This is a genomic window from Methylomagnum ishizawai, assembly GCF_019670005.1.
Taxonomy (GTDB): domain Bacteria; phylum Pseudomonadota; class Gammaproteobacteria; order Methylococcales; family Methylococcaceae; genus Methylomagnum; species Methylomagnum ishizawai.
On record NZ_AP019783.1, the window covers coordinates 112,382 to 136,648 of the forward strand.

The window sequence follows — 24,267 nt, forward strand, 5'->3', positions numbered from 1 at the left end:
ACCCCATGCATTACGACAGCATCGAAACCGCCATCGAAGCGATCCGCGCCGGTGGCTTCGTGGTCGTCGCCGACGACGCCGCCCGCGAGAACGAAGGCGATTTGATCATCGCCGCCGAGAAGATCACCCCGGAACGCATGGCTTTCCTGGTGCGCCATTCCAGCGGCGTGGTCTGCGTGTCCCTGCCGGAAGAACGGGTGGACGCCCTGAACCTGCCCCCCATGGCCCCGCGCAACGACGATCCACACGGCACGGCCTTCACCGTGTCGGTGGATTTGAACAAGGGCACCAGCACCGGGATTTCCGCCGCCGACCGCAGCGCCACGATCCGCGCCTTGGCCGACCCCAAGGCCGGGGCCGCCGATTTCGCCCGGCCCGGCCATGTGTTCCCGCTCAAGGCCAAGCGCCACGGCGTCCTGGAACGGCCCGGCCACACCGAGGCGGCGGGCGATCTGGCCCGCTTGGCGGGGCTATCTCCCGCCGGGGTCCTGTGCGAATTGGTCAACGACGAGGGCGGCATGATGCGCGGTCCCGAGTTGCGGGACTTCGCCCAGCGCCATGGCCTGCCCTACATCCGCATCGCCGATTTGATCGCCTATCGCCGCCGCAACGAGCGCCTGGTCGAACATATCGCCGAAGCGCGTTTGCCCACGGCGGCGGGCGTGTTCACGGCCCATGTCTACCGCTCGGTGCTGGATGGTTCGGAGCATCTGGCCTTGGTGAAGGGACAGGTGTCAGGCCGGGACAACGTGCTGGTGCGGGTGCATTCCGAGTGCCTGACCGGCGATGTGCTGGATTCCCTGCGCTGCGATTGCGGCAACCAGCTCAAGCTGGCTTTGCAGAAGATCGAGCAGGCGGGCAGCGGCGTCCTGGTCTATCTGCGCGGCCACGAGGGGCGCGGCATCGGCCTCGGGCATAAGCTCCGCGCCTATGGCTTGCAGGACCGGGGCCGGGATACGGTGGAGGCCAATCTGGACCTGGGCTTGCCGGTGGATTCCAGGAGCTACGACGTGGGGGCGCAAATCCTCACCGACCTCGGCATCACCACCCTGCGCCTGATGAGCAACAACCCGGCCAAGTTCACCGAACTGGCGGGCTACCGGCTCAAGATCGTCGGGCGCGTGCCGCTGGAGCCCGCGCCCAACCGCGAGAACATCGTCTATCTCAGGACCAAGTCGGAAAAGATGGGCCATTTGCTCAACCTGGACGCGCTGCCCTGGGAAACCCACACCGAACACCAGCGGCCCACGGCGGCGGGCGAATGAATCCATGCCTCCCAACAGCCACGAGCAACGCCCATGAACATCTTCTGGTTCCTTCCCACCAACGGCGATGGCCGTTACCTCAACACGCCGCAGGGTGCCCGCGCGGTCGATTTCGCCTATCTGCGCCAGATCGCCCAGGCCGCCGACAGCCTGGGCTATGGCGGGGTGCTGATCCCCACCGGCATCACCTGCGAGGATTCCTGGGTGGTGGCGTCCTCGCTGATTCCCGCCACCGAGCGGCTGCGGTTCCTGGTCGCGGTGCGGCCCGGCCTGACCTCGCCCACGGTGGCGGCCCGCATGGCCTCGACCCTGGACCGGCTGTCGGGCGGACGGGTGCTCATCAACGTGGTGGCGGGCGGCGATCCGGTCGAATTGGCCGGGGATGGCCTGTTCCTCGGCCATGACCAGCGCTACGCCCTCACCCACGAATTCCTGACCGTGTGGAAAGCCTTGTTGGCGGGCGAGACCGTGGATTTCCAAGGCCAATATATCCGGGTCGAGGGAGCCAAGCTGCCGTTCCCGCCGGTGCAGAAGCCACATCCACCGCTGTATATCGGCGGCTCCTCCGCCGCCGGACACCGGCTGGCGGCGGAACAGATCGATCATTACCTGAGCTGGGGCGAACCCCCGGCGGAAGTGGCCCGCAAAATCGAGGATGTCGGGATCAGGGCCGGGCTGGCCGGGCGCTCGGTGCGCTTCGGGCTCAGGGTGCATATCATCGTGCGGGACACCACCGAACAGGCTTGGGCGGCGGCGCGGGCCTTGATCCGCCATGTCGATGACGAGGCCATCGCCACCGCCCGCCGCGCCTACGAGCGCTCCGATTCCGAAGGCCAACGGCGCATGACCAAGCTGCACGGCGGTTCCCGCGACCAGCTCGAAGTCGCGCCCAATTTATGGGCGGGGGTGGGGCTGGTGCGCGGCGGGGCGGGCACGGCCTTGGTCGGCGATCCCGAAACCGTGGCGGCGCGGCTCAAGGAATACGCCGATCTCGGCATCGAAACCTTCGTGCTGTCCGGCTATCCGCATCTGGAAGAAGCCTACCGGGTCGCCGAATCGCTGTTCCCGCTGTTGCCGGTGACGCCGCCCGCGCCGCAGGCCCAGGCCGAGCCGGTGTTCCACCTCAGTCCGGTGGGCGATACCGGCAAGGTCCAACTCCGGGCCCGGACCGGCTGAATTCCCAGGGCGCGCTTGGGAACCCGCCGCCAGCCGGGCCGGGCGGAACGGGCGCGGGATGGCACACCGCGTCCGGGGTTTTTATATCCAAGCCGCATATTGATCGTTATTTTTATTCCTTATTGCCAGCACGGTCGCGTGTTAGTGTGTTTTTCCCGTTTCCTTCCGACGCAAACACACGGTTCAAAAACATGCACTTACTCGCTTTCCCCAACCCCAGCGAACTGTCGCTCTCGGTCCGGGCCTCGGCGCTGGTGTTCGAAGACCCCAAATCACGGGAACTCCTGGCCCGGATCGAATTGGTCGGCCCCAGCGAGCTGAACGCCCTCATCATCGGCGAGACCGGCACCGGCAAGGAGCTGGTCGCCCGCCATATCCACCAGCTCAGCCCCCGCAAACAAGGGCCGTTCCTGGCGGTCAATTGCGCCGCCCTGTCCGAGAACCTCATCGAAAGCGAGCTGTTCGGCCACGAGAAAGGCGCGTTCACCGGGGCGGTTTCCACCAAGCAAGGTTGGTTCGAGGCGGCGGCGGGCGGCACCTTGTTCCTGGACGAGATCGGCGACCTGCCCCAGCCCATGCAGGTGAAGCTGTTGCGGGTGCTGCAAGAACGGGAAGTGGTGCGGGTGGGTTCGCACAAGCCCATCCCCATCGACGTGCGCCTGGTCGCCGCCACCAATGTCAAGCTGGAAGAAGCCGTGCTGGCCGGGCGTTTCCGCGAAGACCTGTATTACCGGCTCAATGTGGCGGCGCTCCACCTGCCGCCGCTACGCCAGCGGCCCGGCGATATCCTGCCGTTGGCCCATCATTTCCTGAGGTTCTACGGGCACCGGCTGGGCTGCCCGGAAACCGCCCTGTCCCCCGCCGCCGAACAAGCCATCCTCGGCCATGGCTGGCCGGGCAATATCCGCGAGCTGGAAAACGCCCTGCACCACGCCCTCCTGGTTGCCCGCGACCGCACCATCGTCCCAGGGGATTTGAACCTGTCGCCGATGCGGGTCCGCGCCCTGCCGCAGGAGGAACGCGAGCCGGGTTTCGAGGATTTGGAGCGGCTGCTGGAGGCCTTGTGCGCCCAGGGCGAGCCGGATTTATACGGGCGGGTGGAAAAAATCCTGTTCGCCGCCGCCTACCGGCAATGCCAGCGCAACCAACTGGCGACGGCGCGGTTGCTGGGCATCAGCCGCCATGTGGCGCGGGCCAAGCTGATCCAGCACGGCCTCCTGTCGCTGGCGGGCGGCCTGGGTGGGCGGGTGGAAAAACCGGAACCCCTGGCGGCGCCAAGCGGCTTGTTCCCGGCCCATCGACCGCTGGCGGCGACGGCCCCGCCGGACCGGCCCGTCGCGGATGCCGCCGCGGATTGGTGGGGATTCTGAGCGGGCCTGTGGGTTGGAGCCCCAAGATCAACGGCGGGCACAAAAAAGCCCGGCATCAAGCCGGGCTTTTCTGTTTTAGGCTGGCGTCCCCAGGGGGATTCGAACCCCCGTCGCCGCCGTGAGAGGGTGAAGACTAAATCTCCAAGGGTCCGTCAGTGTCCATGTAAATCATTGTAATAATGAATTTAAATCTATCCGTGTCTATAATTGTCTTCCGTAAATCTTCCAGGTTTTTTCCCTAAATTTTCCCTAAATTCCCTAAGCGGATGGAGGCACACATGGGGCGGTTATCTCGGGATGCGCGGCTGGAAACCCGCGATGCGCGGGCACGGCTCAAGATTCAGCACGAACCTTATTGGCGGCAAATCACACCGGGGCTGTTCCTGGGTTACCGCAAAGGCTCGCGTGGCGGAGTGTGGATGGTTCGGAAAACGGAGGATGGGCAGAAGATCAAGCGCACGCTGGGCGCTGCCGATGACCACCAGGACGCCAACGATGTGGATGTCCTCAACTATAAGCAGGCCCATAGGAAGGCCATCGAATTCGCCGAATCTAAGATCGAGGTGAGGCGGCAGGATCGATACACCATTGCCCAGGCAATGGTGGACTACATGGCTTGGCTGTCGGTCCATGGCAAGAGCGCTGCCCAAACCCGCCCGACCGTGGATGCACATATCCTCCCAGCCTTCGGCGATATGAATCTGTGCGATCTAAGCACCGAAAAGCTCATCTTATGGCAAAAGCAATTGGTCGAACAGCCGATTAGGCGGCGCGGTAAATTGCTCCCGGTCGATCCCGACGATGCCGAAGCTCTGCGTAAGCGCAAGGCTTCGGCGAACCGCATTATGACGGTACTCAAGGCTGCTCTGAATCACGCCTGGAAAAATGGCAAGGTTGAATCGAAGGATGCATGGGAGCGTGTAAAACCTTTCCGGGCGGTGGATATACCGAAGCAACGGTATCTCTCGGAATTGGAATGCTCCCGGTTGCTAAACGCTTGCGGTCCAGACTTTCGCGAGCTGGTCCGGGGAGCTTTGTTGACCGGTTGCCGATATGGGGAACTTACCCGATTGCGGGTCGAGGATTTCGTCGTGGACGCGGGCGCTGTGCTGGTGAGGGAGGCCAAGAGCGGCAAGTCCCGGCATGTTCCGTTGACCGACGAGGGGCGGACTTGCTTTGCCCGCTGGGCGGCGGGAAAGCTGCGCGGCGAGTTCATTTTCACCCGCGCGGATGGCGGACCTTGGGGCAAGGACCATCAGGCCCGACGGATGGCCGAAGCCTGCGCCAACGCCAAAATCGAGCCAGCGGTATCGTTCCATGATCTGCGGAACACCTATGGTTCGCTGCTGGCAATGCGGGGCGTGCCTTTGCAAGTCATCGCTGCCGCCCTGGGCCATGCGGATACCCGAATGACCGAGCGGCACTATGCGCATTTACGGGATTCCTACGTCGCGCAAACCATACGGGCCAACCTTCCGAGCTTTGGCGCTGACCTGGAAAATGTAGTGCCGTTTGCCACGGCATGAATCCGAAACAAGCCCGGAATCCCTTCGGTTCGGCCTCTCATTTCCGGGAAATTCCGCAGATTTTTTGACCCCCTGAAAGCCAAGCGTGGCAAGGCTTTGACGGGTGCGGACGCTTGTGGAAAGTGAAGGGATATGGTAAAAATTTGCTAGAGTGGGGGAAGTAACACACAAGCTGCGCTAAAGCGCGGCTTTTTTTTGCCCTAAAGAAAAGCGAGGTCAATCAATGAAGCCACGATCCTCAAAGGATTTACAAAAGATCGGCGCTCCCTCCGAGCCTCATGCCATGCCTCACCCTTTGGTTTATTCCATCCCCGAGTTTTGCAAAGCCCATGGATTTTCTCGGGCGATGCTTTACAAGCTGTGGGCGGAAGGCAAAGGACCGCGCGTGATGAAAATTGGCAAGCGGACGCTCATTTCAGCCGAATCGGCGGCGGCTTGGCGGCACAGTCTGGAAATCGAACCAGACCCGAGCAGCTTGGAGTAAGGAGAGTGCCATGGCTATTCCAACCCCAACCCCGGACGTGCGAATGAGCGCAACCGGGTTTTTTTGTGGAGGTGGATCGCGGGCGCATAACTCCATGAGCATTGCCTACCGGCTTGAGGAGTTCCGCAACTTCATCGCATCGAGATATGGGCTTGCCTTGATTGGTCAATTGCAGCCCGATGGATACTTCCATGGGCTGAAAACCGATCTGGACCGTCATGGAGGCAGGCCATTCAGGTATTCCGTTCACCTGGACCCGCCTCAAAACGTTTTCTACACCGACCTGAAGCGTAATTTTTCCGGTGTCTGGTTTCCTGAGGGCGGTGCAGCTTTGTCCCTGGCTGAGCGGGAACACCTTCGTCGGGAAGCGGAGGCGCGGCGGCTCCGGCGGGACGCCGAAATCAGGGCGGTCCACCTCAAAGCAGCTATCAAGGCGCGGGCGCTATGGCGTAGCGCGGTGCCCGCCTTACCTCATCATCCCTATTTGATTCGCAAACATATCGATGCCCATGGCGTCCGGTTCTTGCCGGTTTGGCAACGACGGATCGAGCGGGAGCCGGGCCGATTCGAGTGGATACGGGTCGAGCGGGTTTTGTTGGTGCCGATGAGGAACCAGCACGGCCAGCTATGGAGCGTCCAAGCGATTTTTCCCGAACACTGCCCGGAACTTGGCCGCGACAAGGATTTTTTGCCGGGATCGCGTAAGAAAGGTTTGTTCCATTGGCTTGGGCCACGGACCGCGACCATTTGCCTGGTCGAGGGGTTCGGGACGGGGTGTTCGGTCTTCGAGGCCACAGGTTATAGGACCGTGGTGTGCTTCGATGCGGGCAACTTGCCCGTCGTCGCCGAAATTGTCCGGGGAATCCTGCCTGAGACCAGAATCGTGGTCTGTGCGGACCATGACCAAGCCGGATTGGAGAAGGGCCGGGAGGCGGCGGAGCGGGTGGACGGTTTTCTTGCGGTGCCGCCCACCGTTGGTGCGGATTTTAACGACTGGGCGGTTTCGCTCAAGGAGGTCGGCCATGGCCGATGAAAAGGATAACCAAGGAACGATCAAGCTGGTCATCGACAATGCTTCCAAGCCCACGAAAAGGGTGAAAAAGACGGCGGATACGCAGCCCAGTAAAGCGACATCAGAGAGTCGCGCCCGGTATTTGGTGCATGAAGGGCGCATTTGCAAGCTGGATGGCGACCTACGCAAGCCGCTCTGCAATTTCCAAGCTCGGATTGTCGAGGAAGTCTTGCACGACGACGGGGAAACCGCCGAGACTTTGTTTTCTATCGAAGGCCAGCTATGGAATGGACGTAACTTGCCCCGAATCGAGGTTTCCGCTTCCAGTTTCGCCGGGCTGGGTTGGGTCACGGCGCGGTGGGGCGCGGGTGCCATCGTACACGCCGGTAGCGCGGTCAAGGACCAGTTACGGGAAGCCCTGCAAGAGTTATCAGCCGACATCAAGCAGAGGACGGTTTATACCCATACCGGCTGGCGTTTGCTGGACGGGGGATGGCGTTACCTGCACGGGGCCGGGGCCATCGGTGCCGACGGTAATCGGGAGGGCGTGGAAGTATTTCCCGGCCAAGGCCACATGCGGCTTTATCGCCTGCCTCCCCCGCCCGAAGGGGTGGATTTGGCCCCGGCGGTTCGTGCCAGTTTAGGGCTGTTGGACCTCGCGCCGAACCGCCCGGATTTGGGCGCTTATCTGTTGGGCGCGACCTATCGGGCACCGACCGCCGAGGCCGCTCCCATCGACCACGGGGGATGGTTATTCGGCACCACCGGCAACTTCAAGAGCGAGGCGGCGGCGCTGTCTTTGGCGCATTTCGGGGAATTCGATGGGCGTCACCTGACGGCCAATTTCACCGATTCCGAGGGCAACATCGAATACAAGAGCTATTCGGCCAAGGATGCCTTGTTTTTGGTGGACGACTTCAAGCCCATCGGTGGCGCGAACGAGGTCAATAAGCTCCACGCCAAAGCCGACCGGATTTTCCGGGGGGTTGGCAATCAGGCCGGGCGTGGCACCTTGACGGCGAACCGTAAGGAACGGGCGGCCTATTACGCGCGTGGGATGGTGCTGGCAACCGGCGAAGACCTGCCCCGAGGGCAATCGTTGCGGGCGCGGCTGACGATAACTGAACTGGCTAAGGGTGATATTGACCGGGAGCGCCTGAGCCAGTTGCAACGCGCGGCTCGCGGAGGTTTGTTCAGGCAAGCCATGGCGGCTTATCTGCGCTGGCTGGCCCCCCAAATGCAAGAACTGAAAGTCCGGTTGCCGGAGTTGATCCGGCATTTCCGTGACCAAGCCATCAGTACGGGGTTCGCAAGCGCCCATGCGCGAACCGCCAGTGATTACGCCAGCTTGAAGCTGGGGCTGTCCCTCTTTATCGAGTTCGCCACGGAGAGCGGGGTTCTGGCCTCGGCGGAAGCCAGCGATTTTGAAGCGCGGGCCGAGGGAGCCTTGCGGGATTTGATGGCGCGACAAGGCGACAACCAGGCCGAGGAGAACGAAGTGCGGCGGTTTTTTACCTTGCTGCGCTCCGCCTTGAGTGCCGGGCGCTGCCATGTTTCCGACCGGCATCACCAAGGCCCGCCGGAGGTCCAGCCCCATGCTTGGGGGTGGCGGGCCGTGCCTGCCGGGCCGTTGGAAGGCACAACCAAGGAAACCAAACCACAAGGATCGTGCATCGGTTGGACCGATGGCAAAACCCTATGGCTCGATGGCGATGCGGCCTTCGCCATCGCGCAGGTTTATGCGCGGGAGCAAGGCGGGCTGTTTGAAATCGGCAAAATCACCCTGTGGAAACGGGTCCATGAGGCCAAACTCTTGATGGCCTGCACCCATGAGAAAGGTAGGTTTCGCAAACTTACGGTTAAGCGGCGGATCGCCGGAGTCCAGACCCCGGTTTATGAACTGGCCGCGACTGTGTTTGAAAGCATGGAGGAATGAATATTCTGGATTCTACGGGGAACAGGGGGAACAGACTTGAAAATAGCCTGTCCTGATGGAGCCTTAGGCCGTTCCCCATGGCCTTGCTCAATGGGGAACAGTTCCCCATGACTGGGGAACAGGCAGGGGCCAGGGCAAAAGGTGGCGGTATGCGCCGTGTCCCCCATCCCAGGAGGAACAGTCCACCACGGGGAACGGCTGGAAGCCGCGCCAGCCGTGGATTGTGGGGGATGTTCCCCATGTTCCCCGTGCCAAGCGGATACACCACCATGAAGCCGTCAGTGATTGCTGGAATATGGGAAGGTTTTTCCGTTCACTGGACTATCATAAGAGTCGGTATCAACCATCTAACCTATTGATTATAAAAAAGAATGTGGTAAAATCTGTGTTAGGGTGAGGGGCTTATTGCTCACGCCATCCCACCTTCCAAAGCGCTCACGGCTACTTTTCCCCATACCTAACTTTGTTAGGGCATTCCATTAAATCAAGCTTTCGCTCTGCCATATCCCTATCTCGGGACGGGCGGGCTTCATTCTTTGAGTATTGGCATCTCGCATCATTGCGTATACAGTCTCTTGCATGAGATGAATGATTCAGGCGGAGGGCACTCAACCCTCGGCATTCATCCTTAATTCAAAGCGACCCTGCTGCCTCATCAATACCATGCGGCCTTGGAAGCTTGGAAACACGCCTTTGGGAAACCGCCATGACCAAAAAAACCAATTCAAACCCACCGATTCCGGCGGAACCCGTCGCCGATTCCATCCGTTCGCTGCACCACCGGGCCAAGCGCAAGAATATTCCCGCCGCCGGTTTGGAGGCGCACGGGCGCATCCAGGAAGTGCCCAAAATCCGCCATGAGTACAACCCGCATTTACCGCCAGTGTTGCGGTCGGCGAAGGAGCCGAACGCGGCGGACAAGCTCCCGGAGTTGCTGCAAACCGCCCGCCAGCGCCCGCTGATCGAGGAGGAGGCGCGGCTGTTGGCGGAGGCGTTGCGGCGGCATGAGCCGTGGCTGGAATGGTCGGGCAAGCGGGAGAAGCCGTGGTTCGAGGTGGAGCCGGTGGCGCTGCACATGCACGAGCGGGTTTCGACCCAGGCCATTTTGCGGGTGTTGGCGCGGGAGGATGTGCAGCGGGATTTGTTCGCCGATCCGCAGCAGAGTTATTCGGAGGCGGTGCAGTTTTACCGGCATGAGATCGACTGGGCGAACCGGATGATTCTGGGGGATTCGCTACAGGTGATGGCGTCCTTGGCGCGGCGGGAGGATTTGGCGGGCAAGGTGCAGATGATTTATTTCGATCCGCCGTATGGGATCAAATTCAGTTCCAATTTCCAGCCGCAGTTGGGTCAGCGGGATGTGAAGGACCGGGAGCAGGATTTGACCCGCGAGCCGGAAATGGTGCGGGCGTATCGGGATACTTGGACGCTGGGGATTCATTCCTATCTGGCGTATTTGCGGGACCGGCTGGCGATGGCGAAGGAATTGCTGACGGATTCGGGGAGTATCTTCGTGCAGATTGGAGAGGAAAATCTGCATCGTGCCCGGTGTTTGTTGGATGAAGTATTCGGGTTAGGAAACTTTATCAGTCAAATCACGGTTAAAAAAACAACCGGAAGCACAGCCGATTTCATTCCAAGCTCGTGTGATTATTTGCTTTGGTATGGAAAGAATAAGGAGCAAACAAAATTTATTCCATTGTTCCAAGAGAAAAAACCGGGTGATGAAGGGGCTACTGGTTATTCAAAAGTTGAATTACCAAATGGCGAAAGGCGATCTATCCAAGATGAAGAATTAGAAGACCCGTCACTATTTCCGAAAGGAGCCGAAATATTCGCGGGCGACAATATTACAAGTCAGAGCATGGGGCGCGAAAAAGGGGAAGGCGCAGCGTCTTGGTTTACAGTTCGCGTTGACGGTTTTGATTTCACGCCGGGGCCAAAGGCGCGATGGAAAACAAACGAAGAAGGAATGTCGAGGTTACTGATTGCAGAAAGGCTAATCGGAGGTGATCGAACTACCCTTTCATATAAACGCAAGTTGTCAGATTTCCCAGTGACTCCGCTTGCTGGCATTTGGTCCGATACTGTCGGTCAAAACCAACTTGGCGGGGAAAAGATCAGCCCTTTCAAAGTGACTACTTCTTCTTCCTAAGTAATTGATATGTCGAGACATGTGGCTGTTTCGGGTCGTAGGGCGGTTTGTCGATGGGCTTTTTCGGGCCGCGCGGATGCTTTGTGAGGGTACGCAACGGGATGTTCCGGGCGGTTTCGCGCAGCCACGCGGCGAATTCCGCCGGGGTTTGTTCGGAGACGAACAGCCAGTCGCCGACCCCGCTGAGTTGGATGAGCGCGAGGAAAGTGGCGGCGATCTCGTGGGAGAGATAATACCCGGAGATATCCTTGGACACGGGTTTTCCATGGGCGCAGTCCAGCGCCGAGATCATGACCGAGAAGAGGTTATAGGCGACCAGGGCCAGGGCGAATCCGAACAGGGCGGCCTTGGGATAGGCCAGGGTTTCGATCTCGGACTTGAAATGTTTTTCGACGTGTTGGAACGCGGTTTCCAGGGTCCAGCGCCTGCGGTAGAGGTCGGCGACGGTGGCGGCGGGTATGTCCGCCGGGAGGTCGGTCAGGATATCGACGAAGGCATCGCCGTCGCGGGTGGGTTGTTCGAGTTCGACGCGGACGAGGCGATAGGGCCGCCCGGCCACGCCGACCCGCTTTTCCAAAAGCCGCCCGCCGCCCTGTTCCCCGGCCTGGGAAAACAGGGTTTCCTCGGTCAGCGGCAGGTTCAGGTGCAAGCGCATCAAGGCGTGGGCGTTCCGGCCCTGGAGCCGGTCGAGGAATCCCACGGTGCAGAAGTTGCGGTCGGCGATCCACAGTTCGCCGGCCTTGGGGATACCGGCCACGGCGTCGAGCAGGCGGCGCTCCTGGGCATGTCCGTCCTCGCAAGGGAACACGTCCCGCATCAGGCGGCGCTCCGGGTCGAACACCACCAGCGACTTGCCCGGCAACGCGGCACCGCCGACCTCGCGGTGGACGGCGAGGCGTTTCTCGCTCGCCGCCAGACAGTTGCCGTCGAGGAGGCGGACCGGATAACCCGGCAACCAGGGTTCGGGGGTGAAACCCAGGGCATCGAGAATATCCGACAGGTCTTCCGAGGTATCGCGCAGCAGGGCTTGGGACACGGATAATTCAACGCCCTTGAGTTTCTCGTAGAGCGCGGATACCGTTACCCCCAGGGGTTCCGGGTGTTTCTGGTAGGCCGCGTTGATCGAGGGATGGACCTTGAGGACCACGCTCAGCATGAGGTCGCACACCGTCGAAAATAGGATTTCCCGCGTGTATTGCTCCTTCGCGTTCTCCAGGAAAATCCTGTCCAGCCTCTCCGCCGCAAAGCAGCGTTCCAGTAGGCCGTGCAGCAGGCAGGACAGGGGCATTTTCTGGCGGAATAGCTCTAGCATTGATCTCGACTATTGGTGTTGGTATGTTGAGCGCCGATAATACTATCGGTTATTTCAGTTTGAAAGGGCTGGGGGAAAAGATATATATCGTTCAGACAGCCCTAAAAATTGTCGAACGCTGCCTATTAATGACCACCGACCCCGGCGACTTGGTGCTGGACCCCACCTGCGGCAGCGGCACCACCGCTTACGTCGCCGAACATGGGGGCCGACGCTGGATCACCATCGACACCAGCCGCGTGGCCCTCGCCCTCGCCAAGCAACGCCTGCTCACCGCCCGCTTCCCCTATTTCAAACTCCGCCCGCTCACCCCCGACGACTTGGCGCGGAATCCCAAAGGTACTTGGCTCAAGCACGACGGCGACGAAGCCCGCACCTTCCACTGCAAAACCGTCCCCCACATCACTCTCAAAAGCATCGCCCGCAACGCCTCCCTCGATCCCATCTTCGCCAAGCACGAACCCCTCCTGGCCGACCAACTGGCCGCGCTGAATTCGGCCCTCGCCGCGTGGGGCAACGCCACCATGCGCGGCAAACTCGTCGCCAAGCTGGAAGCCAAGGTGCGCGACGAAGGCATCAAGAAAATCACCGACGCCGACCTGCGCCGCTGGCTGCTGCCCGGCACCTTGCCCACCGAAATCACCTTCAAGAAAGCCGCGAAACTGCGCGACCGCATCCCGCCGGAAAACCGCTGGCGGGACTGGGAAGTGCCTTTCGATACCGACCCTGATTGGCCGGACGCCCTGGCGCAAGCCCTCACCGACTACCGCGCCGCGTGGCGGGCCAAGATGGACGAGGTGAACGCCTGCATCGCCGCCAACGCCGAGATGGAAGAGCTGGTGGACAAGCCCGACGAGCAAAAGGGCGTGGTGCGGGTCAGCGGGCCGTTCACCATGGAAGGCGTCATCGCCCTGGAAGACGGACCCGATTCGCCCATCGCCGGAGCGCCCGAAACCCTGGACACCTTCGACGCCGCCGACCCGGACGGGACCGGCGACGGCGCGGCGGTGGTCAACGCCGAAGCGCATCTGGACAAGGTGCGGCGACTCCTGGCCGCTAGCGGCGTGGACTTCCCCGGCAACAAGAACATGCGCTTCACACGGTTGGACGCCATCACCGACGCCTCGCTGATCCACGCCGAGGGCGAATGGACCAGCGATGAGGGCGAGCGCCGCGTGGCGGTCAGCATCGGCCCGGAAGTCGGCAACCTGACCGCCTTCCAGGTGGAAGACACCATTCGCGCTTCCAACCGCCGGGGCTACGACGAAGTGGTGTTCGCCGCCTTCGGCTTCGACGCCGCCGCCCAGGCCGTCATCGAAGAAGCCAGCCATCCCACCCTGCGCCTGCACATGGCCCTGATCCGCCCCGACGTGGCGATGGGCGAATTGCTCAAGACCCAGCCCGGCAACCAGATTTTCACCGTGTTCAGCGCCCCGCGTGTGAAGGGACCGACCCCGCGCAAGGACGGCGAGTACGTGGTGGAAGTCGAGGGCATGGACGTGTACGACCCGGTGAGCAACCAGCTTTACCCCACCGACAAGGACCGCATCGCCGCGTGGTTCCTGGACAGCGACTACGACGGGCGGACCTTCTGCGTGTGTCAGGCGTTTTTCCCGGACAAGGGCAAATGGGCCAAGCTGGCGAAGGCGCTGGGCGAGAAGGGCGTGATCGAGGAGGAGAAATTCGCAGCGCTGAGTGGGTTGGTCAGCTTGCCGTTTGCGCGTCCGGCGGAGCATCGTCCGGGGCGGGTTTGGCGGGTGGCGGTGAAGGTGATTGATCCGAGGGGGAATGAGGGGTTGCGGGTGGTGGAGATAAGGTAAATTCAGAATGCGATAAAAACCTTATGAGCAAGAAAAATAACAACTCATCGGAAAAGGCTGCACCACTGGATTTTAGCGGGCAGAAACTGGCGGGGCGGTCGTTTCGGAATCAGGATTTGCGGGGGGCTATATTTCGGAATTGTGATTTAAGGGGGGTGGATTTTCGGGGGGCGGATTTGACGGGGGTGGATTTTAGTAGGGCGCGGATGGGGAAAACGTTGGTAACAATATTCATGGTTTTACCAATAAAGCTTATTGTCCAGATTATTTCTATTTTTCTTCATACAATTTTTTATATATCTTTTTCTCTTGCTTCTTTGAATTTTATATATATAAAGGTACCTATTTCATTAGAAAATAAAGGAAATTATGATATTGCAACTCATATGTTTTTTGCAATTATTTTTGCAATTTTTCTTGAAAAAATATCATTAAATTTGTTTGAAAAAAATAATACTTCCATATATAAAGTATTCTTGATTAACTGGTTTATTTGTGTGGCTATCTCTGTGGTAGGATGGCTTATTTTTGATGGCCCTAGCTATAAAATTTTTCTCCCCGCTATTATTGTTTGTACTTATTTTCCACTGGTGTTTGGGGCTTACATGACATCCGTATTTGCGGATGCTTTATCTGATTTTTATATTGCAAGCAATTGGTTTTTTGTTGCAATAATTATTTGTGCTTTATTGGTTTTTATGCTTACTGTAAAGCAAGCATTTATGCCTTCAATTTCTGAGATGACTGGTTTTTTGATTTTATTGGCAATATTAACTGGAAAATTCTTATCATCATCTTTTATTTATAAGTTAATAAATAAAGAGGTTCCGCAAACATGGCTGCTAAGAAATTGGGCTTTATTTTGTGCAAGTTTAGGTGGTAGCAACTTTCGTGGAGCCAAACTAAATCACGCATTGTTTTTCGATGCCATTTTACAAAATACTTGTCTGATTGGTGCGACTCTTGACCATGCTTGTTGGCGTGAAGCACATTCCCTCAATCTTGCCAACACTTACGGTACCGTTCTCGGGCCTAAAATCGTCCGCGACACACTAATTAGCGGGAATGGCAGTGATAAACACTTCGTCGGTTTAGACCTGCACGGCCTCGATTTCTCCGGTATGAACCTAGCCAAAGCCGATTTCACCGGGGCCAACCTCTCTGGGGCAAGCTTTGCCAACGCTGATCTCCGCAATGCCAAGCTTACTCGCGCTGTGCTGCTAGGCGCGGACCTGTCCCGCACTAAACTCACCGGCGCATACATCGGCCATTGGAATATCGATAAGCACACCTGCTTTGAAGGTATTGAGTGCGAGTATGTCTACCTTGACGAAATCGGGGAGAACCGCCAGCCAGAAAGCGGTGAGTTCCGCCCCGGCGAATTTGAAAAGCTCTACCAGGAAATCGCTCACACTGTCGATATCATTATCGAAGGCCCCGCGCAGATGGACGCTTTGCTATGCAGCCTCGCCGAAATCCGCACCCGATTTGGCAAAGATGCGGCGCAAATTCAGAAAGTTGAGCGAAAGGGCGATGCTCTCAAAGTCAGCGTTGAAGTTCCGCCAGAACAAGAGGAATTATTGCGCAAGGAAATTCGACGCGAATATGAAACTCAGCTTTTAGAACAACAACATAAGTACGCTCTCCTGCAAAAAGACTTGGAACGCGCTCAGAGTGAGCGCGATTTAGTAAGAGAGGGCAAAGATGAAATTAAAGCTTTGATCGGGACGTTTGTTCCCTTACTGAAACGACCGAATGAAACCATTATCAACATAAAGGCCACAGCCGTGAATAACCGTAGTAGTACCATTTCGGGTTCTAACATCACTAATTCCAGTATTAACCAGGGAGGAGACCACGTTGAGCAGCACAACGAGACCCACGCCGGTCTTCCGGCGACAGAAATCTCCTCCTTGCTCGAACAACTACGGGGCCTAATCGGCCAATCGGACGCGCTACCCGAAGCAATGAAAGCAAACGCTTTGCAGCAAGTGGAAACCTTGCGCCAAGCCGCCGCAAAGCCGCCAGCCGAAGCCAAAACCGCCGCTATCGCCCCTCTGGAAGCGTTGAAAATGGTTGGAACCTTGGCGGGCGGCATCGGTAGCCTTATGGGCGCAGTGGCTAAATTGTTTGGATTGGAAAACTGAAAACATGCCCCGCGCTAAACCCACCCCCGAAGAAATCGGCACCTACCAACCCGTGCCCTTCGATCCCGCCACCGAATTGGCAAAAGACTTGGAAGACCCGGCCTTCCGGGAAGCCTACGCGGCGCTCGAAGAGGAATACGCCGCCCTGGATGTCATGCTGAACGCCCGCAAAGCCGCCGGACTGACCCAAGAAGACATCGCCCGCCGCATGGGCACCACCAAGAGCGCGGTATCCCGCCTGGAAGCCTCATTCGGCAACGACAGACACTCGCCATCCCTTGCCACCTTGAGGAAATACGCCAAGGCTTGCGGCAAGCGCCTGGAAATCCGCTTGGTGGAATAAGCCCCATGACCGACCCCGCCCACCCCATCCAACCCGTCGAAAACCCCATACTCTGCTCGCCCTACACCGAGCCGGACCAACACTGGCGCTACGACCCCCTCACCGGCCAACCCTTCAAGGAACCCCTCCGCCGCCCTGCCAGCTACTGGTACAAATCCGAACGCACCGGCACCGCCCAAGGCACGCTGTTCGCCCAGGAAGAAAGCGACGACCTGCCCCTGGTCAACGTCCTCCGCGACGACGTGCGGCGCTGGCGCAAATCCGGCTGGGTCAACGCTTCGCGAACCACCAAGCAACTCCTGCGGCACTGGTGGCGGGAAGACCGGACACGGCGGCTGTTCTTCTGCCAGTTGGAAGCGGTGGAAACCATCATCTACCTCCGGGAAATCCTCGCCCTGGACCGCAAACCCGGCTTCAATCCCAATCTCACCCTGGACGAATACCGCGCCCTCACCGCAGGCCGCAACCCCCGCCCCGACGAATGGCGGGCCAAGGTCGCGCAACACCCCAAACTCGCCGATTTCCCCAACGAACCCGCCGCCCAGCCCATTCCCCGCTACGCCGCCAAAATGGCGACCGGTAGCGGCAAGACCGTGGTCATGGCGATGCTCATCGCCTGGGCCTTCTGCAACCGGGGCACCCAATCCGGCGACCCGCGCTTCCCCCGCCGGGCGCTGATCGTCTGCCCCAATCTCACCATCAAAGAACGGCTGGCCGTGCTGCGGCCCGGCGACCTGGCCAACTATTACGACCGCTTCGACCTCGTGCCCACCCCGCTCCGCCCGGAACTCGCCAAGGGCAAGGTGCGCGTCACCAACTGGCACGACTTCCTGCCCAAGGCGGAAGTGCAGAAAGTCGGCGGCGTGCCCATCACCCAACTGGGACCGGAAACCCCGGCAGCGTTCGCCCAAGACCGGCTGCAAGACCTGTGGGACGACGAACCCCTCCTGGTGCTGAACGACGAAGGCCACCACGCCTACCGCCCGGCCCCGGTGCCGCCCGACGCCGAACTCTCGGCCCAGGAAAAAGCCGACCGCGAGGCAGCCACGGTATGGGTGGCGGGACTCGACAAGATCAACGCCGCCTGCGGCATCGCCTTTTGCGTGGACCTCTCGGCCACCCCGTTCTACATCCACGGCAGCGGCTACCCGGAAGGCTCGCCCTTCCCCTGGATCGTCAGCGATTTCAGCCTGGTGGACGCCATCGAAAGCGGCATCACCAAGATTCCCAGGCTCCCCACCCAGGACAACACCGGACGGCCCGACCCCAAATATTTCAAGCTCTGGCAGACCATCACCGACGGCCTGAAACGCGGCGAAAAGCTCAGCGGCGGCAAGCCCAAACCGGATGTGGTCTACCGCAAGGCCGAAGACGCGCTGCTCACCCTGGCCGGGGAATGGAAGCAACGCTTCGAGCAACTCAACGCCTCCACGCCCGGCCAAGACCGCGCCCCGCCGGTCATGATCGTGGTGTGCGACAACACCGACATCGCCGAGCATTTCCACCGGATGATTTCCGGCGAGGAAACCGTCGTGCTGGACGAATCCGACCACGAGGCGGACGACGACGAAGCGCCCAAGCGCAAGAAGAAGCCCAAGCCGCAGAAGCGCTATAACCCCGGCCTGCAAGGCTTCTCGGAACTGTGGAACCAGCCCGGCGCGGAAGTCACCCTGCGGATCGACTCGGACCTGTTGGCCCAGGCCGAAAGCGAAGACCCCAAGGCCACCCGCAAGGAGGCGGCGGAAGAACTGCGCAAGATCGTGTCCAGCGTGGGCCGACCCGGCGAACCGGGCGAGCGCATCCGCTGCGTGGTCAGCGTCAACATGCTCAGCGAGGGCTGGGACGCCAATAACGTGACCCACATCCTCGGCTTGCGGGCCTTCGGTAGCCAACTGCTGTGCGAGCAAGTGGTGGGGCGGGGATTGCGGCGCATGGACTACACGCCCGATCCCAACACCGGCCTGCTGACTGAGGAATATGTGGACGTGTTCGGCGTGCCGTTCTCCCTGATTCCGTTCAAGGGCCGCAAACCGAAAAACGGCCCGCCGCCGGAGGACCGACCGAAGCACGAGGTGAAAGCGCTGCCCGAACGGAAACACCTGGAAATCCGCTTCCCGGTGGTCGAGGGCTATGTGGTGGACCTCAAGCACCATCGAGTGCGCTGCGACCTGAGCCAAGTCGAGCGCACCCGGCTTGACCCCTCCAGCACGCCGACCGCTGCCTTCGTGCGGCCCCAAGTGGGCTACAAAATCGGCCATCCCAGCGCATACGGCGGCTTCGGCTTCGAGCAGGTGGACCGGCAGGCGTATTACCAATCCACCCATCCGCAGACCATAGCCTTTGAAATCGCTCGGGAAATCGTCCGTGCCCTGACCGAAACCAGCCATCCGGGCCGCGAAACACCGCAACGGCAAGGCCGCAGCGTGCTGTTTCCCCAAGTGGTGCGCATCGTCCAGAACTACATCGACGCCCGCGTGGACCTGAACGGTTGCCACCCGTGCGAAATCGGCCTGCAAAACTACGCCCAGCGCATCGTCGGCTTGCTGGTCGCGGCCATCGAGCCGGACGAAGGCCACGGTGAAACCCCGCTACTACCCCGCCTCAACCGTTATCAGCCCATCGGCAGTACCAGCAGGGTCCACTTCAAGACCGTCAAGCCCATCCAGGCGACCACTCACAGCCACCTGAACTATGTGGCCTGCGACACCGACACTTGGGAACAAGCGGCCATGTTCCGGCTGGAACAACTGGCCCAGGAAGGCTTGGTGCTGGCCTATGCCCGCAACGACCATTTGGAGTTCAACATCCCTTATGAATTCTTCGGCTTGCCCCGTGTGTACGAACCAGATTATCTGGTGCTGCTGGTCAACGGCATCACCCTTTCCCTGGAAGTGAAGGGCCAACCCCACCCGGAAACCGACGCCAAGCATCAAGCCGCCCGGCGCTGGACGGCGGCGGTCAACCATTGGGGCGAGTTGGGAAGATGGGAATTCCTGGTCTGCTGGGAGCCGCAGCAATTGGGGGAGCAGATTGCGCGGTTGATCGGCGGAGGAGGAAATCTGAATTTTCGCGGCGTGGTGCCGTGACGTGTGAAGGAGCGTTTTCAACGGAACTATCCCGCCCCGCTTTGGATAGGGGAGGACGAAAGCCCTGGATTTTTTAAGGCACGATATACCGCTGTCCCGGATGATTCGGCATTTCGGGAATGCGGTAACTCAAAACGCCCTCCTCGACCATGGGCGTCAGATAATCCCTGACCAGCGGCTTTTGCTCCCGCCCTCCCAAGATGGCCGCGATTTCCTCGGCGCTCAGTGCCCGCCAGCGGCATAGTTCCACAATCAATTCACGGAGAACCGGGCGGCGCGGCTTACTTCCTGGCGGTGGCAGCCGATGCCGAATGGATTCCGGGATGGCGCTTAGAAGCTGGTGACTATTCTCGGGTAGCTGGTGACTATTCTCGGGTAGCTGGTGACTATCCGGGGGAGGCTGGTGACTATTTGTCGGCGGTTCGGGTTCTTGGAGCAACGGGCCGAACTTGGAGCCCGGTACGTAATAAGACCGACTACCACTGCCCTTCATATCCAACAAGCCTAAATCACGCAACCGACGCAGATGGCTGGAAGCGTTGAGCGTGTCAGTACGATTGATCGCCCGGTAAGCCGCGTTATCGATGGCACCCGCTTCGCGGACGAAGACCAAAGCGCGGGCTTCTTCATCGCTCAAAAACTCGCCCGTGAGTTGGCGTAGCCAAGCAAGATCATCGGTTCCCAGGAAGTGATGGAATAAGAAGGTCGCGACAAATTGATCGGGGCGGCGGGAGGATTCAAAGGTCGGCGGTAAAAGCCCTTGCGCCAGCATCAGTTCGCACATGGCGCGGATACCACTGCCCTTGGTTTCGGCGATGTTCACCTCGTGCAGGACCGCCGCGATCTTGGGGTTACGGGTTTCGGAACCAGGTTCCCCCAGTTGCTCCTCGGCCTTGAGCGAGTGACCAGGGTTGCGGATTTCCAACCGATTGGCATAGCGGATAATCTGGATCGCGCCTTGAATCCGGTAGCTCCGATGCATCACCGCATTCACCACCGCTTCGCGCACCACCCGCAAGGGCAGCGTAGGTTCATCCTCCCGCGCCAAAGCGCCTTCCGGCAAGGAGAACGACTGCAACAATTCGTCGCGTACCGTGTTGGTGGCGCGGCGGATGGCGGTGAACAGCGGAGTGCGGATTTCCTGGGTATCGAAGCGATGATCGGGATTCTCAACCCAACGCTTCCCCGGCACGCGGATATAGTCGATACGCATCAGGGGAAAACAACGCCGCAAGGCCATCGTCGTCCCGAACAGCAAGATACCTGCGACAGTAGGCTTGAGTTCTCCGTTATCTCGCTTCGCGCATCCGAGCGCACGTAGTAAATCCTCATCCGTCCAAGCCAGTTCCTCCGCATCCGGGTTGATGGCTCGGCGCTGTTGGCGATAGTCGTTCAACGCGGTTGGATCGATGTCGCTGAGGTCGGTGTCGGGTATCAGGGCCGCATCGTAGGTATCCACCTGATGGCCGGAGTACAGGGCGATCAAGTCGTCGTCGGTTCCTTCTTGATCCGTGGAACCCACACGGCGATAGGCACCTCTCGGCAAGCCAAGGTTCTTCAAGTAGATCGGCTTGTCGGTGGCTGCCGCTTCTGGCACATACACAACCACGATGGCTTTGCCGTTCAACTCCTGCACCGCAACACGGGGGCGCACCGGACGGTTGAAGTTGTTCGCGCATTGGGTGACAAGGTCGCTTTGGATTTTGTCGGGCTCAGTGATGCCTTCCACCGCATATGCATTGCTGAACAAATCATATGGGTCACGCACAACACCCAACAACAGGTAGCCGCCGCCCATGCCCGGCTCATTGGACAATGCGCAGACCGTTTCCATGATCGAACGATCTACCTGGGAACCGCGCTTTGCCTCTATACGGTGCGATTCATCAAGCAAGGTCAATTCTTGTAACAGGTCTTCCGCCGAACGCATGATGCCTTTTCTCCTGTTTGCCAGCGAATTATGTTCGGCTCCCGGCATGTTCTCAATGGAACTGATGGGCATAAAAAAGCCCGGTCTTGCCGGGCTTTTTCATTGAACTTCAAGATTTTTGCCTTGTTGTTGGGACCGGATTTTCCCTAAATTCTCCCTAAGTTTAGGGTTTTGCTGTTCCAACTTGCAGCAACTTCTTGATTTATATGGCGTCCCCAGGGGGATTCGAACCCCCGTCGCCGCCGTGAGAGGGCGGTGTCCTGGGCCTCTAGACGATGGGGACCGGAACGAGGGCGCAAAGGATAGCGCCATGCGCCCCCGAGGGCAAGGCCGATTTAGCCGATTTTGGCACAGATGGCCTCGGCCATCTGGGCGGTGCCGCAGGTGGATTCGGGATTGAGGTCGGGGGTGACGTATTTCCCGGCGCGGATCACCTCGCGCACCGCCTGCTCGATCTTACGGGCCGCGGCCAGTTCGCCGATATGCTCCATCATCATGGCCCCGGCCAGGATCATCGCGGTCGGGTTGGCGATGCCCTTGTCGGCGATGTCGGGGGCGCTGCCATGCACCGCCTCGAACAGCGCCGCGTCGGTGCCGATATTGGCCCCGGCGGTCAGCCCCAGCCCGCCGATCAAGCCCGCCGCCAAATCCGACAGGATATCGCCGAACAGGTTGGTGGTGACGATCACGTCGAAGCTCTGCGGCTTCATCACCATATGCATACAGGTGGCATCGACGATCTTGTCGTCGAACTCGATATCCGGATATTCCTTGGCGATTTCCCGGCCGATCTCCAGGAACAGGCCGGAAGTGCATTTGAGGATGTTGGCCTTGTGGACCAGGGTGACTTTCTTGCGCTGGGCCTTGCGGGCGTAGTCGAAGGCATAGCGGATGATGCGCTCGGAACCGACCTTGGTGATGACCGCGATGCTCTCGGCGGCGATCTTCTCCTCGTCCACCTTGATGAAATGCTCGATCCCGGCGTACAGCCCTTCGGTGTTCTCGCGGATCGTCACCAGGTTGACGTTGTCGTACATCGTGTCGGTGCCCTCGAAGGAAATCACCGGGCGGACGTTGGCGTATAGGTTGAAGGCTTGGCGTAGGGTCACGTTGACGCTGCGATATCCCCCACCCACCGGGGTCGTGAGCGGTCCCTTGAAGCACAGGCGGTTGTTGCGGATCGACTCCAGGGTGGCGTCGGGCAGCGGGTTGGCGTGCTTCTCGACCGCCGCCATGCCGGCCAGTTGCCGATCCCAGGCGATTTGGACGCCGGTGGCTTCGATGACCTTGACCGCCGCGTCGACGATAGAGGGGCCGATGCCGTCGCCGGGGATGAGGGTGATGGAATGCATGAAGGGACTCCTACGGTTGCGGGATGGTTGGGCATTTAGCCGGGATTATCCACCAGGAACCCGGCGGACTTAAAGCACGGCGCAGGCAACGGATCGCCGCCGGAAAGGGCGGGGTGGCATGCCCCATCGGCGGTGGCTCCGCACCGGGGTGGTGCGCTTTCCGCCCGCCGCCGATATCTGATAGATTGGCCCGGAAATCACTCGATCCACGGAGCCAAGCATGGACATCAACGACCGCATCAAAGCCCAACTCGCCGAAAACCCCGTCATCCTGTACATGAAAGGCACGCCCAGCTTCCCACAATGCGGTTTCTCGGGCCGGGCCGTGCAAATCCTGGAGCAATGCGGCACCGACTACGCCTTCGTCAACATCTTCGAAGACCCGGAAATCCGGGAAGGGCTGAAAGCCTACTCGAATTGGCCGACCTTCCCCCAGCTTTATATCAAGGGCGAATTGATCGGCGGCAGCGACATCATGCTGGACATGTTCCAGAAAGGGGAATTGCAGCAGCATCTGGCCGCGGCCGGCACCGCCAGCCCGGAAGCCTCAAGCTGAGGGTTCGGGTTCGGACCCAGGCCCATGGAGCCGGCCTTCGGCCTCCACCAAGTCCGCCCAGCGGTTGACGATGCCGCAGAACAGCCGGGCGGTCTGCTCGGCGTCGTAGATGGCGGAATGGGCCTGTTCGCCGTCCCATTCCAGGCCCGCCGCCTGCGCCGCCTTGGCCAGCACGGTCTGGCCGTAGACCAGGCCGCTCAGGGTCGCCGTGTCGAAGGTGCTGAAGGGATGGAAGGGATTGCGCTTGATCCCGGCGCGTTCCACGGCGGCGTTCAAGAACCCGAGGTCGAATGCCGGGTTGTGCCCGACCAGGATGGCGCGGGTGCAGGCGTTCCGCTTCACCGCCGCCCGGATCGGGTGGAACAGCTTGTCCAGCGCCTCCTTCTCGTCCAACGCGAAGCGGAACGGATGGAAGGGATCGATCTTGTTGAAGCTCAGCGCCGAGGGTTCCAACTTCGCGCCTGGGAACGGCTTGACATGGCTGGCATGGGTCTCCGCAAGATGCAGGCGGCCCTGGCCGTCCATCTCCATGATAACCGCCGCGATTTCCAGGACGGCGTTTTTGGTGGGATTGAAACCGGAAGTCTCGATATCGACGACTACCGGCAGGAAGCCGCGGAAACGGCGGGCGAAAACGGGATGCGCTGGATTGTGCATTAGAAAAGTGCGATTTTTCCTCGACTCGGCTGGGCAAGCTTATTATATTTGTGCGTCCACCCGGGTTTAAAGTTTAACGCCGCGCCGAAGTTCCCGCCCAGCGGCCAAGCCGGTAAACTTCCGCCAGATTTCCGAGCAAG

General features: G+C 60.0%; 17 protein-coding genes and 1 tRNA gene. 13 read left to right on the forward strand and 5 right to left on the reverse strand.

From position 1 onward, the window contains the following. The first annotated feature begins 5 nt into the window (after positions 1–5). The 8 genes from K5658_RS00510 to K5658_RS00545 all read left to right on the forward strand — a co-directional run bounded on the left by K5658_RS00510 (position 6) and on the right by K5658_RS00545 (position 10,924). The gene (locus tag K5658_RS00510) at positions 6–1,265 is read left to right on the forward strand and encodes a bifunctional 3,4-dihydroxy-2-butanone-4-phosphate synthase/GTP cyclohydrolase II (RefSeq protein WP_221065044.1); all 1,260 of its coding nucleotides are present in this window, start codon (positions 6–8) and stop codon (positions 1,263–1,265) included. Positions 1,266–1,298: 33 nt separating this feature from the next. Then, positions 1,299–2,441, forward strand: coding sequence for an FMNH2-dependent alkanesulfonate monooxygenase (gene ssuD, locus K5658_RS00515; protein ID WP_221065045.1), 1,143 nt, complete (start codon positions 1,299–1,301; stop codon positions 2,439–2,441). Positions 2,442–2,632: 191 nt separating this feature from the next. Further along, positions 2,633–3,811 (forward strand): sigma-54 interaction domain-containing protein, encoded by a 1,179-nt coding sequence (locus K5658_RS00520; RefSeq protein ID WP_221065046.1) that lies wholly within the window; start codon positions 2,633–2,635, stop codon positions 3,809–3,811. Positions 3,812–4,089: 278 nt separating this feature from the next. Next, positions 4,090–5,337 carry a tyrosine-type recombinase/integrase gene (locus K5658_RS00525; protein ID WP_221065047.1) on the forward strand — a complete coding sequence of 416 codons (1,248 nt, stop codon included), beginning with the start codon at positions 4,090–4,092 and terminating at the stop codon, positions 5,335–5,337. Positions 5,338–5,560: 223 nt separating this feature from the next. After that, a complete protein-coding gene (locus K5658_RS00530) occupies positions 5,561–5,821 on the forward strand; it encodes a helix-turn-helix transcriptional regulator (protein WP_221065048.1) in 261 nt (86 codons plus the stop codon). Between the two features lie 10 nt (positions 5,822–5,831). Beyond that, positions 5,832–6,854, forward strand: coding sequence for a toprim domain-containing protein (locus K5658_RS00535; RefSeq protein WP_221065049.1), 1,023 nt, complete (start codon positions 5,832–5,834; stop codon positions 6,852–6,854). Next, complete coding sequence (locus tag K5658_RS00540) at positions 6,844–8,769, forward strand: cell wall-binding protein (protein ID WP_221065050.1); 1,926 nt, start codon at positions 6,844–6,846, stop codon at positions 8,767–8,769. The genes K5658_RS00535 and K5658_RS00540 overlap by 11 nt, the downstream gene beginning before the upstream one ends. 706 nt (positions 8,770–9,475) lie before the next feature. Continuing rightward, on the forward strand, positions 9,476–10,924 hold the full coding sequence (locus K5658_RS00545; protein ID WP_221065051.1) for a DNA methyltransferase: 1,449 nt from the start codon (positions 9,476–9,478) through the stop codon (positions 10,922–10,924). On the opposite strand, the gene K5658_RS00550 is transcribed toward K5658_RS00545, so the two are convergent. Continuing rightward, entirely contained in the window at positions 10,908–12,236 is a 1,329-nt protein-coding gene (locus K5658_RS00550) for a transposase (RefSeq protein WP_221065052.1), read from the reverse strand. The genes K5658_RS00545 and K5658_RS00550 overlap by 17 nt on opposite strands. Positions 12,237–12,259: 23 nt before the next feature. On the opposite strand from K5658_RS00550, the gene K5658_RS00555 reads away from it, so the two are divergent. Genes K5658_RS00555 through K5658_RS00570 form a run of 4 tightly spaced genes read left to right on the forward strand, consistent with a single transcriptional unit; the run spans position 12,260 to position 19,632 of the window. Beyond that, entirely contained in the window at positions 12,260–14,056 is a 1,797-nt protein-coding gene (locus K5658_RS00555) for a DNA methyltransferase (RefSeq protein WP_221065053.1), read from the forward strand. A 23-nt stretch (positions 14,057–14,079) separates the two neighbouring features. After that, positions 14,080–16,203, forward strand: coding sequence for a pentapeptide repeat-containing protein (locus K5658_RS00560; RefSeq protein ID WP_221065054.1), 2,124 nt, complete (start codon positions 14,080–14,082; stop codon positions 16,201–16,203). A 4-nt stretch (positions 16,204–16,207) separates the two neighbouring features. Then, positions 16,208–16,546, forward strand: a complete 339-nt coding sequence (locus tag K5658_RS00565; protein WP_221065055.1) for a helix-turn-helix domain-containing protein — start codon at positions 16,208–16,210, stop codon at positions 16,544–16,546. 5 nt (positions 16,547–16,551) lie between these two features. Then, positions 16,552–19,632: a DEAD/DEAH box helicase gene (locus tag K5658_RS00570; protein WP_221065056.1), complete on the forward strand. Its 3,081-nt coding sequence runs from the start codon at positions 16,552–16,554 to the stop codon at positions 19,630–19,632. Positions 19,633–19,705: 73 nt separating this feature from the next. Here the strand turns inward: K5658_RS00570 and K5658_RS00575 are convergent, their stop codons facing one another. The 3 genes from K5658_RS00575 to K5658_RS00585 form a co-directional block, all read right to left on the reverse strand. Continuing rightward, positions 19,706–21,634, reverse strand: coding sequence for an ATP-binding protein (locus tag K5658_RS00575; RefSeq protein ID WP_221065057.1), 1,929 nt, complete (start codon positions 21,632–21,634; stop codon positions 19,706–19,708). Positions 21,635–21,769: 135 nt separating this feature from the next. After that, a tRNA-Glu gene (locus K5658_RS00580) sits at positions 21,770–21,845 on the reverse strand. Between the two features lie 52 nt (positions 21,846–21,897). Beyond that, entirely contained in the window at positions 21,898–22,914 is a 1,017-nt protein-coding gene (locus tag K5658_RS00585; RefSeq protein ID WP_221065058.1) for an isocitrate/isopropylmalate dehydrogenase family protein, read from the reverse strand. A 220-nt stretch (positions 22,915–23,134) separates the two neighbouring features. Here K5658_RS00585 and grxD point away from each other — a divergent pair, with 220 nt between their 5' ends. Continuing rightward, complete coding sequence (gene grxD, locus K5658_RS00590; protein WP_221065059.1) at positions 23,135–23,470, forward strand: Grx4 family monothiol glutaredoxin; 336 nt, start codon at positions 23,135–23,137, stop codon at positions 23,468–23,470. On the opposite strand, the gene rnt is transcribed toward grxD, so the two are convergent. Then, on the reverse strand, positions 23,462–24,127 hold the full coding sequence (gene rnt / locus K5658_RS00595) for a ribonuclease T (RefSeq protein WP_221065060.1): 666 nt from the start codon (positions 24,125–24,127) through the stop codon (positions 23,462–23,464). The two genes, grxD and rnt, sit on opposite strands and share 9 nt — an antisense overlap. Positions 24,128–24,267 lie beyond the last annotated feature (140 nt).

Coding starts and splice junctions, on each gene's coding strand:
- K5658_RS00510 (WP_221065044.1), top strand. CDS start 6: ATGCATTACGACAGCATCGAAACCGCCATCGAAGCGATCCGCGCCGGT.
- ssuD (WP_221065045.1), top strand. CDS start 1,299: ATGAACATCTTCTGGTTCCTTCCCACCAACGGCGATGGCCGTTACCTC.
- K5658_RS00520 (WP_221065046.1), top strand. CDS start 2,633: ATGCACTTACTCGCTTTCCCCAACCCCAGCGAACTGTCGCTCTCGGTC.
- K5658_RS00525 (WP_221065047.1), top strand. CDS start 4,090: ATGGGGCGGTTATCTCGGGATGCGCGGCTGGAAACCCGCGATGCGCGG.
- K5658_RS00530 (WP_221065048.1), top strand. CDS start 5,561: ATGAAGCCACGATCCTCAAAGGATTTACAAAAGATCGGCGCTCCCTCC.
- K5658_RS00535 (WP_221065049.1), top strand. CDS start 5,832: ATGGCTATTCCAACCCCAACCCCGGACGTGCGAATGAGCGCAACCGGG.
- K5658_RS00540 (WP_221065050.1), top strand. CDS start 6,844: ATGGCCGATGAAAAGGATAACCAAGGAACGATCAAGCTGGTCATCGAC.
- K5658_RS00545 (WP_221065051.1), top strand. CDS start 9,476: ATGACCAAAAAAACCAATTCAAACCCACCGATTCCGGCGGAACCCGTC.
- K5658_RS00550 (WP_221065052.1), bottom strand. CDS start 12,236: ATGCTAGAGCTATTCCGCCAGAAAATGCCCCTGTCCTGCCTGCTGCAC.
- K5658_RS00555 (WP_221065053.1), top strand. CDS start 12,260: ATGTTGAGCGCCGATAATACTATCGGTTATTTCAGTTTGAAAGGGCTG.
- K5658_RS00560 (WP_221065054.1), top strand. CDS start 14,080: ATGAGCAAGAAAAATAACAACTCATCGGAAAAGGCTGCACCACTGGAT.
- K5658_RS00565 (WP_221065055.1), top strand. CDS start 16,208: ATGCCCCGCGCTAAACCCACCCCCGAAGAAATCGGCACCTACCAACCC.
- K5658_RS00570 (WP_221065056.1), top strand. CDS start 16,552: ATGACCGACCCCGCCCACCCCATCCAACCCGTCGAAAACCCCATACTC.
- K5658_RS00575 (WP_221065057.1), bottom strand. CDS start 21,634: ATGCCCATCAGTTCCATTGAGAACATGCCGGGAGCCGAACATAATTCG.
- K5658_RS00585 (WP_221065058.1), bottom strand. CDS start 22,914: ATGCATTCCATCACCCTCATCCCCGGCGACGGCATCGGCCCCTCTATC.
- grxD (WP_221065059.1), top strand. CDS start 23,135: ATGGACATCAACGACCGCATCAAAGCCCAACTCGCCGAAAACCCCGTC.
- rnt (WP_221065060.1), bottom strand. CDS start 24,127: ATGCACAATCCAGCGCATCCCGTTTTCGCCCGCCGTTTCCGCGGCTTC.